This window comes from Roseobacter sp. (assembly GCF_024639605.1).
Taxonomy (GTDB): Bacteria; Pseudomonadota; Alphaproteobacteria; order Rhodobacterales; family Rhodobacteraceae; genus Roseobacter.
The window spans coordinates 1-13224 of record NZ_JAHEHZ010000001.1 but is presented as its reverse complement, the minus strand read 5'-3'; the positions used below and the strand labels follow the sequence as shown (position 1 = coordinate 13224).

Genomic DNA, 13224 nt, shown 5'->3' with positions numbered 1-13224 from the left:
GTTGACTTGCGTCCCTTCCGGACGCCAGGCTGCAGGGCAGAAACGGAATCACACGACTGGGCCCGCCTTGCGCTTTTCGAAACTCAGACTGACCGGCTTCAAAAGCTTCGTCGATCCGACCGATCTGATCATCGCGGATGGGCTGACCGGCGTTGTAGGTCCTAATGGATGCGGGAAATCCAATTTGCTGGAGGCGTTGCGCTGGGTGATGGGGGAAAACCGCCCCACTGCGATGCGCGGCGGCGGCATGGAGGATGTGATCTTTGCCGGGGCGGCGACGCGTCCGGCGCGTAATTTTGCCGAAGTGGCGCTGCATATCGACAATTCCGAGCGTCTGGCGCCGGCAGGGTTTAATGACAACGACACGCTGGAGATCGTACGACGCATCACCCGCGATGTAGGCAGCGCCTATAAGGTCGGCGTTAAGGACGTTCGGGCGCGCGACGTACAGATGCTTTTCGCGGATGCCTCGACGGGTGCGCACAGCCCCGCGCTGGTGCGCCAGGGCCAGATTGCAGAGCTGATCAACGCCAGGCCAAAGAGCCGTCGCAGGATCCTCGAGGAAGCCGCCGGCATCAGTGGCCTGTACCAGCGTCGGCATGAAGCCGAGCTGAAACTGAAGGGTGCCGAGACCAATCTCGCGCGCGTGGATGATGTGATCGAGCAGCTGGCGGCACAACTGGCGCAACTGGCCCGTCAGGCACGTCAGGCCGCGCGCTACCGCGAAATCGGCAATGAGCTGCGCCGCAGCGAGGGGATGCTGCTCTATCGCCGCTGGCGCGAGGCCGACGAAGCCCGTAGCCGTGCGGAAGACGCACTGCGGGTGAAAGTAACCGAAGCCGCACAGGCCGAAAGCGCCGTTCAACAGGCCGCCAAAGCCCGCGAGGCGGCCGAAGCGGCTCTGCCCCCGCTGCGCGAGGAAGAGGCGATTGCCGCCGCCGTGCTGCAGCGTCTTGCCGTGCAGCGCGACACGCTGAGTGATCAGGAGGCACGCGCCGAACAGCTGATCGAAACGCTGACCGGGCGGATTGCCCAGCTGACCCGGGATATCGAGCGCGAGGGCGGGTTGAATAAGGACGCGGGCGAAACCATCGAGCGGCTGGAATGGGAAGCGCGGGAGCTGGAGAAGGCCGCCCTCGGCCATGAGGACAAGCTGACCGGGGCTGCCGGCGTGGCCAGTGAGGCGGCTGCGGTGCTGCAGACCCGCGAGAGCGAGATGTCCCAGCAGACAGAAGATATGGCGCGGCTGGCGGCCCGCCATCAGTCTGCGCAGCGCCTGCTGGAAGACAGCCGCAAAACCGAAAGCCGCGCCGGGGGCGAAGCAGCCCGCGCACGCGAAGCGGTTGCGGTGAGCCAGGCCGCGCTGGAGAAAGCCGGCAGTGATTACGCCACCGCCAGAGCCGCAGAAGAGCAGGCGGTTAAAACCGCCGCGGATGCCGACAGTGCCCTGCAGGAGGCCGAAGACGCGCGCGCTGAAACGCAGGCCCGTGAGGCAGACGCCCGGGCGCTCCGCTCGGAGGCCGAGGGAGAAGCCAATGCTCTGCGCGCAGAAGCCGGTGCACTGGCCAAACTGGTGGCCCGGGATACAGCCGAGGGCGGGCAGGTGCTTGATCATGTCCATGTCAGACCGGGCTATGAAAAAGCGCTTGGGGCGGCCCTGGCGGATGATCTGCGCGCGCCAGAGGTGGCCGATGACGGCCCCTCGGGCTGGGCTGTGCTGCCCGCTTATGACGCGCATCAGGCTTTGCCTGCGGGCACGCAGCCGCTTTCCCTTTTTGTTACGGTGCCGGGCGTCCTGGCGCGGCGGATTTCCCAGATCGGTCTCGTGGATGCCGATGACGGGCCACGCCTGCAGCGCGATCTGGCACCCGGTCAGCGGCTGGTGTCGGTGGAGGGCGATCTGTGGCGCTGGGACGGGTTCCGGGCCTGGGCAGAGGATGCACCATCGGCAGCAGCACTGCGCCTGCAGCAGCTTAACCGGCTTGAGGAGCTCAAACAGGGGCTTGAGACAGCGACGCAAAAGGCCGAGGGCGCAAAGGGCGCACACGACCGTCTGACCGCCCGGCTGGCAGATCTCACACGCGCCGATCAGATGGCGCGCCAGGCGCGGCGTGACGCCGACCGGCTTGTGGCCGAGGCAGGCCGGGCGCTGAGCCGCGCAGAAGCTGACCGGAACCTTGCAGAAGGTAAACTGGAATCGCTGGGCCTCGCTGTGGCGCGCCACGAAGAAGAGGCGATGGCCGCTCGCACACGTCTGAAAGAAGCCGAACGCGCGCTGGAGGAGCTGGGCGATCTGACCGAGGCGCGCGAGGCGGTGGAGGCTGTACGGATCGCCGTAGAGGCCGCCCGCATCACAATGATGTCGCGCCGGTCGGCTCATGACGAGTTGCGCCGTGAAGGTGAGGCACGTACGCGTCGATCACAGGAGGTCACAAAAGAAATCAGCGGCTGGCGTCACAGGCTTGAGACGGCGGAGAAACGCACGGCGGAGCTGGCAGAGCGCAAGGCAGGTGCCGAAGCAGAGCTTGAAGAAGCCGGGGCCGCACCTGCCGCTCTGGCCACGCAACGCGAAGAACTGAGCGCGGCCATTGCGACCGCAGAAGTGCGCAAAGCAGAAAGTGCGGATGCGCTGTCAAAAGGTGAAGCGTCGCTGCGCGAGGCGACCCGTGTCGAGCGTGAGGCCGGGCGCATCGCCTCTGAGGCGCGCGAGGCCCGTGCCGGTGCCGAAGCCCGCAGTGAAGCCGCCCGCGAGACTGTCGCCGTGGCCGCAGAACGGATTGCAGATGAAGCGCAGGTCACACCCGCGCAGCTTCTGGGGCAGCTTGATGTGACACCTGAAAACATGCCGGATGTGCACGCGCTCGACGCAGATGTGAACCGGCTGAAACGCCAGCGGGATGCCCTGGGCGCGGTCAACCTGCGGGCCGAAGAGGACGCAAAAGAAGTCCAGGCCGAGCACGACACGCTCACCGGCGAAAAGGCCGATCTTGAAGAGGCTATCCGGGCACTGCGCAGCGGCATCGCCGGGCTCAACCGTGAAGGACGCGAGCGTCTGCTGACAGCGTTTGAGCAGGTGAACACGAATTTCGCGATGCTCTTCAAACACCTTTTCGGTGGCGGCGAGGCCAATCTGGTGATGGTCGAAAGCGATGATCCGCTGGAAGCCGGCCTCGAAATCATGTGCCAGCCGCCGGGCAAGAAACTCAGTACGCTGAGCCTTCTGTCGGGCGGTGAGCAGACGCTTACGGCTATGGCGCTGATCTTTGCGGTGTTTCTGGCCAATCCTGCGCCGATCTGCGTGCTCGACGAGGTGGACGCGCCGCTCGATGACGCCAATGTCACGCGCTTCTGCGATCTGCTCGATGAGATGTGCCGTCAGACCGATACAAGGTTCCTGATCATTACGCACCACGCGGTGACGATGGCGCGGATGGACCGGCTCTTTGGTGTGACGATGGCCGAGCAGGGTGTGAGCCAGCTGGTATCTGTGGATCTGAAAAAAGCCGAAACGATGGTTGCCTGATCACCTGAACGTGTATGCGCACGGGCCGGCTTCTGTGCGAGCGTGACACGATGAAACATCTGGCGCTTTTTATCTGCATATCTCTTTCCGCGGGGCCTGGTCTGTCTCAGGACTGGGCACTGCGCGACAGTGACCGAAGCCTGACAGCCGAACAGGTCGATACCCTTACGGCGGGCCGGACGCTTGTCTTTTATGACGGCGGTCGCTCGGCTTACGGACCGGGCGATACTTATTCCTATACCTATGTAAGCGGTCAGTCTGCGCCCGGTCGCTACAGTATCGCCGCTGACGGGACGGTATGTATCGCTTACTTTAATGGTTTTTCGCGATGTGACAGGTATGTGGAGAGCGCCGGGCGCATTGTGCTGCTTACCGAAGATGGCGAACGATATCCCGTCCGGCCCGCTCAGAAACAATGACCCTGCCGGGGCTGGCCCGGACAGGGTCGGAAGGTAGAAAACAAACCTGAATGATTGTTTCGCGTAGGGTTTTAGACAAAAGCGGCTAAAAAGACGTTAACGGCCTGTACGTCAGAGACGCGCCAGCAGCGCAGGTGTGGGCCAGGCATCCGCCGGCAGACCAAGTCGGGCCTGTTCTTTCTGCACCGCGGCCCGGGTCCCCGCGCCAAGGATGCCATCGATTTTTCCAACGTCATAGCCGCGCGCCTGAAGCTTGCGCTGCAACGATTTCATGTCTGCGCCAGACAGGCCGGGCTCTGGTGTGCGCGCGTCAAAGACCGGTGCCCCTTCCAGCCGGGTGGCGAAATAGGCGGCCGTCAGCACATAGGTAAAGCTCTGGTTCCAGTCGAAATAGACATTGAAATTCGGATACGCGAGAAAGGCCGGCCCCTTATGCCCCTGTGGCAGGATGAGGGACGCGGTGAGCCCGCGGGACAGGTTCCCGGAGCGTGCGGAAACGCCCATGGCTTCCCACTCGCGTACCGGCTTTGCCACGTCGACACCACTTTGTGACCAGTCCATGCCGGCCGGCACGCGCACTTCCTGCAGCCATGGCTCACCTGCCCGCCAGCCAAAGCTGCTCAGCATTGCGGCCCCGGAGGTCAGTGCATCCGGCGCGGAAGTTTTCAGCGAGACACGACCGTCGCCGTCAGCGTCCACACCGCTTTCGATGATGTCGCGGGGCAGCATCTGCACCATGCCGATCTCACCGGCCCAGGCGCCTGTGGTGGTGGCCGGATCAAAAGCGCCGCGCTCGTAAAGCTCGAGGGCGGCAAAGACCTGGGGGCGGAAAAGCTCAGGCCGCCGGCAATCGTGCGACAGCGTCACCAGCGCGTTGGCGGTGTTGAAATTACCCTGAAAACCTCCGTAATCGGTCTCGAACGCCCAAAAGGCCAGCAGTACGCCGCGGTTCACTCCGTAATTGCGCTCAATCCGGTCGAAAACTGCATCATACTGTCCGCTCTTGGCCTGACCCTGTTTCAGACGGGAGGTCGAGATGAGATTGCGGGCAAAATCGATAAAGGGTTTCTGAAAGACACCCTGGGCGCGGTCGGCTTTGAGCACAGAAGGGCTTTGCCGGATCCCGGAAAAGAAACGTCTGGCCGCCGCCGGATCATGTCCGCGTGACACTGACTCGCGCTCGAGATCCGCGACGAAAGCGGAAAACGAGCCGCCACAGGCCTGGGCTGCAAGGGGGGCTGTGGCAAGGGTCAGGGCGAGGATGAGTGAGGCAGGACGCATCGCGGAACTCCGTTCAGAACAGGATGACAAGAACAAAACACAAGGCCAGAAACAGAGCCCAGGCACGCCACAGCATGGCGATGGCGGTGTCAATGTCCACATCAGAGAGCACGCGCCTGCCGTTTTCATTGACGAAGGCAAAATCCTGCATCCTGCCGTCATAGGCGCGGGGCCCCGAGAGCGCGATCCCGAGCGCGCGCGACAGGGCCGCTTCAGGCCAGCCCGCGTTGGGCGAGCGGTGCAGCCCGGCATCCGCACGCACGCCGCGCAGATCAGTGACGCGCCCGGCCAGAGCGAGCAGGAGCGCTGTCAGACGGGCCGGGATCAGGTTCATCAGATCATCGAGCCGTGCGGCAGCCCGCCCGAACGCTTCGTATTTCTCAGTGCGGTAGCCGATCATGCTGTCAGCCGTATTGATCAGTTTGTATGTGACAATGCCGGGCAGTCCGCCGATCAGAAACCAGAACGCGGGTGCAATTACCCCGTCCGAGAGGTTCTCTGCCGCACTTTCGATTGCGGAGCGGGCAATGGCGCTCTCATCCATCGCAGAGGTGTCGCGGCTGACGATCATTGACACGGAGGCGCGACCTTCATCGCAGGAAGACCGCAGCCCCGCAGACACTGCCACGACGTGCTGGACCAGAGAGCGCTGTGCGAGCAGAACGGCCGCAATGATGATTTCGGCGAGCGGCCCCGCCAGCGAGAGCAGAAATCCCGTGACAAGGCCGGTCGCCACGAGAATCACCGCGGCAAAGGCCCCCGCTGCCCCGCGCCTGTCTCCGGTGTTCAGGCGGCGGTCGAGCGCGCCGACAAGCCGTCCCATGAGCACGGCAGGGTGGGGCAGGCGTGACCACAGCCACGCCGGCTCCCCGAAAAGCGCGTCCAGTAAAAGCGCGAAAATGAGCAGGGCAGCCAGACTCAAGAGGGGTCTCCGGACCCCGGGTCCGGGATGCCGGGGCTGCAGGCAGCTGATATCATGCTGAAACCCCGGTCAGGTTCGACGACCAGGGCGATCCACACGCGCAGACTTGCGGATTTGAGCTGAGTGAAATAATATTCACCTTTGAGTTGAGTGAATTTCCAGGCGTTAATCCGCGCGTCGCAGGCTTTGAGAAAGCGGATTATGGCCACCGACGCAAGCCGGACGCCGCGTATTTGTACAGGTGCCGGCAAATTAAATATTTGTTAAACTTTCAAGCCGACGACAGTGTCATGCGTTACAATTAGTAATTCGGTAGGTATTTTCGTGAAAGTTCTCATCGTCGAATGCGACAATAATCTCGGAGGTCTCTGGCAGGGGCACCTTGAGCGTGCCGGCATGGCCGTGTCGCGCGTGGCAGATCAGGGGCGGGCCATCGCTTTCCTGAGTTCGTACGATGTCGATGTGATCGTCATGAACCTGGTCATTGCAGAAGGCTCAGCACTCGCAATTGCGGACTATGCCAGCTACCGCCACCCTGAAGCGCGGATCATTTTTGTCACCAATACTTCGTTTTTCTCCGACGGATCGATCTTTTCTGTGGTTTCAAATGCCTGTGCGTTCCTTCCGACCCGCACGCCACCGGACGACCTGACAGCCATGGTGGAGCACCACGGGCACAAGGACGAGCACATTGGGCCCTCGCCGGCCTGAACCGCAGATCAGCCGCGCCCGTGCGGCGCGTCAAAATCCGGCACAGGGTTGATCGGGATGATTCGGTGCGGATTGATCGTCTCGTGGCTGTAATGATAATGCCGGACGATGTGGTCAAAGTTCACAGTCTCCGCGACACCAGGCATCTGATAAAGCTCGCGCAGATAGCCCTGCATTGCCGGGTAATCAATGATCCGCCGGCGGTTGCATTTAAAATGCAGGTGATAGACCTGATCAAACCGGATCAGCGTCGTGAAAAGGCGCCAGTCCGCTTCGGTCAGACGGTCGCCCATCAGATAACGGTTGTCTGTCAGGCGCGCCTCAATCCAGTCCAGTGTGTCAAAAAGCGGGTGCACCGCGCCGTCATAGGCCTCCTGGCTGGTGGCAAAACCACATTTGTAAACACCGTTGTTGAGGGTGTCGTAGATCCTGTCATTGACCGGCGCGATCGCCTCGCGAAGACCAGCAGGCCAGTAGTCGTCCGTGTTCCCCGTCACCCTGTCAAATGCGGAATTGAACATCCGGATGATCTCGGAACTCTCATTCGAGACAATTGTTTCACGCTCTTTGTCCCACAGGACAGGCACTGTTACACGCCCGGAGAACACCGGGTCTGCGCGGGTATAGATGTCGCGGGCGAATGGCAGACCATAGAGCCGGTCTCCGGTCGCCCCGCATTCATCTGTCCGGAACGTCCAGCCGTCCCCCAGCATGTCGGGGTGAACCGCCGATACCTCGATATGCGGCTCCAGCCCTTTGAGCTTTCGAAAGATCAGCGCACGATGAGCCCATGGACAGGCGTAGCTGACGTAGAGGTGATAACGCCCCGAATCGGCGGCGAAGCCCCCGTCGCCGGACGGCCCCGGCGCACCATCGGGCGTTACCCAGTTCCGGAATTTTGCATCCGCGCGTTTGAATTTTCCACCGGTGGACCCGGTGTCGTACCACTTGTCGTGCCATACGCCGTCAACGAGAAGACCCATGTTGAACTCCTTATTTTGCTGATGAACTTAGCCCTGCGGGTCAGGAGGGCATACCGGCAGAAATGCGCAGGCGGGGCGGCAGGCGCGCACATAACTGTGGCAAAACTATGAATTCTTTACTTGATTTTTGTACATCAGACGCCAACCTGAGACCGTATGTTAACGGAGTGCAGTGGTATGGAAGCGATCTTTTCCAAAGAAATTCAGGACGGTCTGAATGAGGCGCGCCTTGCGGCTTTGCGCAAATCCACCCGTCTGAGGGTAGATGTGGCCGGAGAACTGACGCCCGTGCTGCGTATGTGGAAATCCGGCTTCACGACGCAGGCCGGGGGCCCTTCGCTTCGCGGCTTCGTCGATCTTTACGACGGGAGCGTCCATCTTTTTCAGTGTCTGATCGTCGCCGCCGAAGAAGAAGCGGGCGAGATGCAGTACGAGTTCAAACGCGCCACCGCTGTCACGGGAAAAGCCGCACTCGATTTCGAACTTCCCGACGATACGCCCGTTGGCCTGATCGCCGACGGACGACAGGCCGAACCTACTGCAGGTCGCTGAACGCGGCCGTCAGACGGTCACAGGCTTCCTGAACCCGTGCCCTTGGTGTCGCCAGATTAAAGCGCAGGAAGCTTTCGCCGCCGGTTCCGAAGTCGGGACCTGCGCTTGGTGCGATGCGGGCCGTTTTCAGAACCCGCTCCGAAATCTCCTCATAGCTCATACCGGTACCGGAGAAGTCGACCCATGCCAGATACGTGGCTTCCAGCGGAAGCGCGTGCACGCCCGGAATGGCATCCATCGCCGAGTTAAAAAGCGCTACGTTTTCCGACAGATACCGTACCTGGGCGTCCGCCCATTCGGCACCTTCTTCGGAGTAGGCCGCTTCGATCATCATAAGCCCGAGTGATGAAGGTTTGTAATCAAGGTCGCTGAGGCGTGCAGCAATACGCTTGCGCAGAGTAACATCGGGGATAATCATGTTGCCCGTCCGCTGGCCCGCAATATTAAAAGTCTTGGACGCCGCCGTAGCAACGATGAGCCTGTCGGTGATGTCGGGTGCTGCCACATGCATCGGCACGAACCGGTGACCCGGATAGACAAGATCCTGATGCACCTCGTCTGACACGAGAATGAGATCATTGCGGCGCGCAAAATCCGCCACCGCGCGCAGTTCATCCGCCGTCCAGACCCGCCCCGAAGGGTTTTGCGGCGAGCACCAGAGCAGCACAGTTTCGTTGCCGGTTAGCCGGCTCTGCGCGTCCTCAAGATCAAGCTCATAGCGGTCACCGTCACGCGTCAGCGGACATTCGGTCACGTGCCGACCCGCACGATTAATCTTCAGCCGGAATTCATGATAGACTGGCGTGAATGTCACCACATGGTCTCCGGGCGCGCTGCAGACATCGAGCACGACCGCAATTGCGTTGCCCAGACCCTGTGCCGTCAGGATCCAGTTTTGCCCGATCTCCCAGCCGTGCCGGTTCTTCATCCACCACTGAATGGCGGCGTGGTAGTCATCATAAGCCGGCACGTAGCCAAAAATCCCGTGATCCGCCGCACGCCGCACCGCGTCGATCACGCAGGGTGCTGTGGGCCAGTCACTGTCCGCGGTCCACATGGCAATCCCGTCGTCCGGCGACACCCCGTAAAGGCGCTCCATGTAGTCCCATTTGCCGCTGTGGGTGCCGCGACGGTCAATCATGGTATCAAAGCGCGGGTCGGTAACGGGCTGGACGGTCATCGTTTTCTCCTGAACATGATGCTGCATAGCTAACCGGTTTGTGCTCCTCTGCAAGGGGCCGTTGCGCTCTGTGTGTTGCAGCGCGGGCATTCCTCGCCTAAATGAAAGCCATGAAACGCAACATCCTTCTGCATCCTGACCCGCGGCTGAAAAAGACCGCCGCCCCTGTTGCTGATCTCAGCGATGCGCTGCGCACACTGGCGGATGATATGCTGGAAACGATGTATGATGCACCGGGTATCGGGCTGGCGGCACCTCAGGTCGGCGTGCCGGAGCGTCTGATTGTGCTCGATTGCGTGAAAGGCGAGAATGAAACACCCCGCCCGCTGATTATGTTCAACCCGGAAATCATCGCGGCCTCAGACGAGACCAGCGTCTATGAGGAAGGCTGCCTGTCTATCCCTGAACAGTTTGCCGATGTCACCCGCCCGGCGGAAGTAGATGTGCGCTGGATCGACCGGAATGGCAAAGAGCAGCAGGAGACATTTTCCGGGCTCTGGGCGACCTGTGCACAGCATGAAATCGATCACCTCGATGGCAAACTCTTTATCGATTATCTCAAGCCGCTCCGGCGCCAGATGATCACCCGCAAGATGGTCAAACTGAAACGCGAACTGGCGCGCGCATGAGCATCCTGCCGATTGTGCAGTGGCCGGATCCGCGCCTGGCTCAGGTTTGTGCGGATATTCCTGCCGTCACACCCGATATCGCGCGCCTCGCTGCGGACATGCTCGAGACGATGTATGCTGCACCCGGGCGCGGCCTGGCTGCCCCGCAAGTGGGTGTGATGCAACGTATTTTTGTGATCGATGCGCGCTGGAAAGATGCAGAGCCCGCGCCGGTGGTTTTTATCAACCCTGTGCTGATTTCAGTCTCCGAGGACGAAGTGACACAAGATGAAGGTTGCCTATCGATCCGCGGCGTTCTGGCGGGGGTAACGCGCCCGGCACGGGTCAGGATGGGCTGGACCGATCTGCAGGGCGCGCAGCAGCACGCGTGGTTTGAGGGGTTTGAGGCGGCTTGTGTGCAGCATGAGCTTGATCACCTGAACGGCGTTGTCACTCTGGATCATCTGAGTGAACCGGTCCGGGATAATCTGCTGCGCTTACGGGACGCAGCACTGACATGACACAGCGCGCTTTTGTGATGTGGCCCGATCCGCGTCTGCGAACCGTGGCGGAACCGGTCGGGGCTGTCACGGATGAAATCCGCACCCTGTGGGACGATATGATCGAGACGATGGACGCGATGCCTGGCGTGGGGCTGGCCGCGCCGCAGATCGGCGTGATGCTGCGGGTGGCCGTGGTCGATGCCTCGGATGCGCGTGACCGGCGGATCAGGATGGCCAACCCGGAGATCATTGATGCGTCCTCCGTCTTCAACGAGCATGATGAGGCGAGCCCGAACCTTCCGGGCTTCAGTGCGGTTATCAGACGACCTCGCGGTGTCGCTGTCCGCTTTCTGGATGAGACCGGCGCCACGGCGCGGCGCGATTTCGTCGGGCTGGAGGCCACGAGCGTGCAGCACCAGATCGATCACCTGAACGGCAGAATGTATTTCGACCGCCTGAGCAAAGTGAAACGGGATATGCTGCTGCGCAAAGCGCGCAAGCTGCGCGGCTGAAGGGCGGGACGGGTTATGCGTGTGATTTTCATGGGAACGCCGGAGTTTTCCGTGCCGGTACTGGAAGCGCTGGTTGCCGCCGGCCATGAGATTGTCTGTGTCTATTGCCAGCCGCCGCGCCCCGCAGGCCGGGGCAAAAAGGAACGACCGGTCCCGGTTGAGGCACGCGCCCGCGAAATGGGACTGGATGTGCGTCACCCGGTCTCGCTGAAATCCGAAGAGGCGCAGAAAGACTTTGCAGCTCTGAACGCGGATGTGGCGGTTGTGGTGGCCTATGGTCTGATCCTGCCGCAGGCGGTTCTGGATGCCCCCGCGCAGGGCTGTCTGAACATCCATGCCAGTCTGTTGCCACGCTGGCGCGGGGCGGCTCCGATTCACCGCGCGATTATGGCCGGAGACATGCAGACCGGTGTCTGCATTATGCAGATGGAGGCTGGGCTCGATACCGGCCCGGTGCTCCTGCGCGAGGCCACGCCGATCGGCGCCGAAGAAACCACAGGCGCACTGCACGACCGGCTGAGCGCGATCGGGGCAGCGCTGATCACCCGGGCGCTGGAAGCCCTGCCGACGCTGGTGCCGCAACCGCAACCTGAGACCGGCGTGACCTATGCAGCAAAGGTCGACAAAGCTGAAGCGCACATTGACTGGACCTGCCCGGCAGAAGAAAACGACCGCCGGATCCGCGGGCTCTCGCCGTTTCCCGGCGCCTGGACGACGCAGGGAGAAACCCGCATCAAATTGCTGGCCTCGCGAATTGCCGACGGCGAGGGCGTTCCCGGCACTGTGCTGCACAACCCGCTGCGGGTCGCCTGTGGAGAGGATGCGGTTGAGCTCATACGCCTGCAACGTGCTGGTGGCAGCCCGCAAAACGCTGATGAATTCCTGCGGGGCCGGCTTCTGGCCCCCGGCACGGTCCTCTGAGGAGAAAGCGCATGTTTCCAACACTGATCGGCACAGTCGTCATCGCGGGCATCGTCGGATATGTCGCCGAACGCACGGGCTTTACTCATAACGGTATCCTGCAGAGCATCATCATCTGCGTGGGCGGGGCGTTTGTGTTTTATTTCATCACGCTGATGTTCGGCATCGGGTTCAGAAGCCCGGGCATGAACGCGGTACTGGCCTCAGTGGGTGCGCTGATAATTGTGCCGTTTCACTGGCGCAAATGAGTTATTCCGCAGGGCTCGGCGAGAGCGCATCTTCATCGTCGCGCACAGGGGCCCGCACGCAAAGCCGCAGCAGCGGTGGCACGGTCAGCAGCGTCAGAAATGCCGACATCGACAGCCCGCCAACAACCACAGCGCCGAGACCACGGTAAAGCTCCGATCCCTCTCCGGGAAAGACGACCAGCGGCAGCATGCCGAAAACGGAGGTCAGCGTGGACATGAAGATCGGGCGGATGCGGTTGCGCGTGGCCTCTTCGATGGCTTCTATGGGCGGCATACCCTCATCGCGCAGGTGGTACAGCGTCTGGTGCACGATCAGGATGGCGTTGTTAACCACGATACCTACAAGGATGATGAACCCGAGCAGGGTCAGCATATCGAGGGGTTGCGTCTGGAAGGTGTTCAGCAGCGCAAGCCCGCCCACGCCGCCCGCCGCCGCAACAGGCACCGAGATCAGGATGACCAGCGGCAGCACGAAGCTCTCGAAGAGGATCGCCATGACCAGAAAGACGATCACAAGCGCCACCGCGAGGTTGATCTGAATGGCGTCCCAGGTCTGGCTCAGCTGATCGGCGGTGCCGGAGACGCTGACCCGTATGCCGTCCGGCAGGCCGCGTTCCGTCAGAACGCTCACAACCTCTGCCTCCAGCAGTTCGACCGCAGCCTCAAGGGGCAGGGCGTCCGAGGGACGCACTTCAAGTGTGACGGTGCGCAGCCGGTCGCGGTGGCGGATCTCGGTCGGGCCGGCGGTGACCACCACATCGGCCAGCGCCGAAACCGGCACGATCTCCCCGCCCGGAGTGACCACCGGATAGTTGCCGATGTCCTGGGTGCGCTGCGCGGTCTGCAGGCCCGGATCGCCCT

At 62.0% G+C, this 13224-nt stretch carries 14 protein-coding genes; 9 read left to right on the top strand and 5 right to left on the bottom strand.

From position 1 onward, the window contains the following. The first annotated feature begins 67 nt into the window (after positions 1–67). Together smc and Q0M35_RS00065 are read left to right on the top strand one after the other, a co-directional pair. Positions 68–3523, top strand: a complete 3456-nt coding sequence (gene smc / locus Q0M35_RS00070; protein WP_295310959.1) for a chromosome segregation protein SMC — start codon at positions 68–70, stop codon at positions 3521–3523. 14 nt (positions 3524–3537) lie between these two features. Beyond that, entirely contained in the window at positions 3538–3942 is a 405-nt protein-coding gene (locus Q0M35_RS00065) for a hypothetical protein (protein WP_295310958.1), read from the top strand. A gap of 111 nt (positions 3943–4053) precedes the next feature. Here the strand turns inward: Q0M35_RS00065 and Q0M35_RS00060 are convergent, their stop codons facing one another. Then, entirely contained in the window at positions 4054–5223 is a 1170-nt protein-coding gene (locus Q0M35_RS00060) for a lytic murein transglycosylase (RefSeq protein WP_295310957.1), read from the bottom strand. Positions 5224–5236: 13 nt separating this feature from the next. Next, entirely contained in the window at positions 5237–6145 is a 909-nt protein-coding gene (gene cbiB / locus Q0M35_RS00055) for an adenosylcobinamide-phosphate synthase CbiB (protein ID WP_295310956.1), read from the bottom strand. Between the two features lie 324 nt (positions 6146–6469). Between cbiB and Q0M35_RS00050 the strand changes: the two genes are divergently transcribed. Next, positions 6470–6856, top strand: a complete 387-nt coding sequence (locus Q0M35_RS00050) for a hypothetical protein (RefSeq protein WP_295310954.1) — start codon at positions 6470–6472, stop codon at positions 6854–6856. An 8-nt stretch (positions 6857–6864) separates the two neighbouring features. Here the strand turns inward: Q0M35_RS00050 and Q0M35_RS00045 are convergent, their stop codons facing one another. After that, positions 6865–7839: a glutathione S-transferase family protein gene (locus tag Q0M35_RS00045; RefSeq protein WP_295310952.1), complete on the bottom strand. Its 975-nt coding sequence runs from the start codon at positions 7837–7839 to the stop codon at positions 6865–6867. Positions 7840–8016: 177 nt separating this feature from the next. On the opposite strand from Q0M35_RS00045, the gene Q0M35_RS00040 reads away from it, so the two are divergent. Further along, positions 8017–8391, top strand: a complete 375-nt coding sequence (locus Q0M35_RS00040; RefSeq protein WP_295310951.1) for a hypothetical protein — start codon at positions 8017–8019, stop codon at positions 8389–8391. On the opposite strand, the gene Q0M35_RS00035 is transcribed toward Q0M35_RS00040, so the two are convergent. After that, entirely contained in the window at positions 8375–9571 is a 1197-nt protein-coding gene (locus Q0M35_RS00035) for a PatB family C-S lyase (protein WP_295310948.1), read from the bottom strand. The genes Q0M35_RS00040 and Q0M35_RS00035 overlap by 17 nt on opposite strands. Before the next feature lie 110 nt (positions 9572–9681). On the opposite strand from Q0M35_RS00035, the gene def (Q0M35_RS00030) reads away from it, so the two are divergent. From def (Q0M35_RS00030) to Q0M35_RS00010, 5 genes are read left to right on the top strand one after another with little or no spacing between them, the layout of a single operon-like run. Then, positions 9682–10200: a peptide deformylase gene (gene def / locus Q0M35_RS00030; RefSeq protein WP_295310947.1), complete on the top strand. Its 519-nt coding sequence runs from the start codon at positions 9682–9684 to the stop codon at positions 10198–10200. Continuing rightward, a complete protein-coding gene (def, locus tag Q0M35_RS00025; RefSeq protein WP_295310945.1) occupies positions 10197–10700 on the top strand; it encodes a peptide deformylase in 504 nt (167 codons plus the stop codon). The genes def (Q0M35_RS00030) and def (Q0M35_RS00025) overlap by 4 nt, the downstream gene beginning before the upstream one ends. Then, positions 10697–11194 carry a peptide deformylase gene (gene def / locus Q0M35_RS00020; RefSeq protein WP_295310943.1) on the top strand — a complete coding sequence of 166 codons (498 nt, stop codon included), beginning with the start codon at positions 10697–10699 and terminating at the stop codon, positions 11192–11194. Before def (Q0M35_RS00025) ends, def (Q0M35_RS00020) begins: the two co-directional genes overlap by 4 nt. A 15-nt stretch (positions 11195–11209) precedes the next feature. After that, positions 11210–12115 carry a methionyl-tRNA formyltransferase gene (gene fmt, locus Q0M35_RS00015; RefSeq protein WP_295310940.1) on the top strand — a complete coding sequence of 302 codons (906 nt, stop codon included), beginning with the start codon at positions 11210–11212 and terminating at the stop codon, positions 12113–12115. Between the two features lie 11 nt (positions 12116–12126). Next, positions 12127–12363, top strand: coding sequence for a hypothetical protein (locus Q0M35_RS00010; protein ID WP_295310938.1), 237 nt, complete (start codon positions 12127–12129; stop codon positions 12361–12363). Between the two features lies 1 nt (position 12364). On the opposite strand, the gene Q0M35_RS00005 is transcribed toward Q0M35_RS00010, so the two are convergent. Next, on the bottom strand, positions 12365–13224 hold an 860-nt coding region (locus Q0M35_RS00005), incomplete at its 5' end, for an efflux RND transporter permease subunit (RefSeq protein WP_295310936.1).

What these genes read in the sequence shown, in the direction of transcription:
- Q0M35_RS00040 (WP_295310951.1), top strand. Translation starts at nt 8,017, where the DNA reads ATGGAAGCGATCTTTTCCAAAGAAATTCAGGACGGTCTGAATGAGGCG.
- Q0M35_RS00010 (WP_295310938.1), top strand. Translation starts at nt 12,127, where the DNA reads ATGTTTCCAACACTGATCGGCACAGTCGTCATCGCGGGCATCGTCGGA.
- Q0M35_RS00060 (WP_295310957.1), bottom strand. Translation starts at nt 5,223, where the DNA reads ATGCGTCCTGCCTCACTCATCCTCGCCCTGACCCTTGCCACAGCCCCC.
- def (WP_295310945.1), top strand. Translation starts at nt 10,197, where the DNA reads ATGAGCATCCTGCCGATTGTGCAGTGGCCGGATCCGCGCCTGGCTCAG.
- fmt (WP_295310940.1), top strand. Translation starts at nt 11,210, where the DNA reads ATGCGTGTGATTTTCATGGGAACGCCGGAGTTTTCCGTGCCGGTACTG.
- def (WP_295310943.1), top strand. Translation starts at nt 10,697, where the DNA reads ATGACACAGCGCGCTTTTGTGATGTGGCCCGATCCGCGTCTGCGAACC.
- Q0M35_RS00065 (WP_295310958.1), top strand. Translation starts at nt 3,538, where the DNA reads ATGCGCACGGGCCGGCTTCTGTGCGAGCGTGACACGATGAAACATCTG.
- def (WP_295310947.1), top strand. Translation starts at nt 9,682, where the DNA reads ATGAAACGCAACATCCTTCTGCATCCTGACCCGCGGCTGAAAAAGACC.
- Q0M35_RS00045 (WP_295310952.1), bottom strand. Translation starts at nt 7,839, where the DNA reads ATGGGTCTTCTCGTTGACGGCGTATGGCACGACAAGTGGTACGACACC.
- Q0M35_RS00035 (WP_295310948.1), bottom strand. Translation starts at nt 9,571, where the DNA reads ATGACCGTCCAGCCCGTTACCGACCCGCGCTTTGATACCATGATTGAC.